The 853-nt window shown below is 56.6% G+C and carries 1 protein-coding gene; it reads right to left on the bottom strand.

Translation table 11 applies throughout. The features are described from left to right. Positions 1–103: 103 nt before the first annotated feature. Positions 104–853 (bottom strand): aldehyde dehydrogenase family protein (locus A3730_RS24720; protein WP_156501343.1); only part of this gene is annotated, 750 nt, incomplete at its 5' end.

Below are 853 nucleotides of genomic sequence, written 5' to 3'. Positions count from 1 at the left end.
GCTGGCTTTACACCCGCTCCTGAACCCCATTACCGCTGTACTTTTGCGTCTTCACCCAGGCTGGAATTGCCCTGCAGCCGGACAGAGAGCCTGAGGAATCCACCTATTTGATCAGCTTCTTCATCATGTTGACCTTATCCTTGTAAGGCGCATAACGGAACTTGATGTCGAACAGTGTCGTCGCCTTCAGGATGCTTCGCTTGTGAGAAAAAACATCAAAGGAGTTCTGCCCGTGATAAGCCCCCATACCACTTTCGCCCACGCCACCGAACGGCAGGTTGGGGTTGGCCACATGCATCACGGTGTTGTTGATGCAGCCACCGCCGAACTGGGTATTGTCGAGCACCTGGCGCTCCACGTGTTCACTGCCAGTGAACAGGTATAACGCCAGCGGATGTTCCGGCAGTTTTTTGAGGTTGCCTATCAGCTCCTCCATGGACGAGTAAGTCAGCATGGGCAGCACCGGGCCAAAAATTTCTTCCTGCATCACCGTGTCATCCATGGTCACGTCCGTGAGCAAGGTCGGGGCGATATATTTCCGGGCCTTGTCGGTCTCGCCGCCTGCCAGCACCTTGGCGGTGTCAATCAAGCCAGCCACCCGATCAAAGTGGCGATCATTGATCATGCGCCCCAGGTCCGGGCTCTGGCTCGGGTCATCGCCGTAGAATGCTTTCAGCGTAGCAACCATTTCCTTCTCGAAGGCACTCTTGATATCCGCGTGCACATGGATGTGATCCGGCGCCACACAGGTCTGCCCCACATTCAACATCTTGCCGGCGAGAATCCGGCGGGCGGCCACTTTCAGGTTGGCGTCCTTATGCACGATGGTGGGGCTCTTGCCGCCCAGCTCCAG

This window comes from Alcanivorax sp. HI0044, assembly GCF_001634945.1.
Note: the sequence above shows the minus strand (reverse complement) of the source record. Positions and strands in the feature narration are given on the sequence as shown.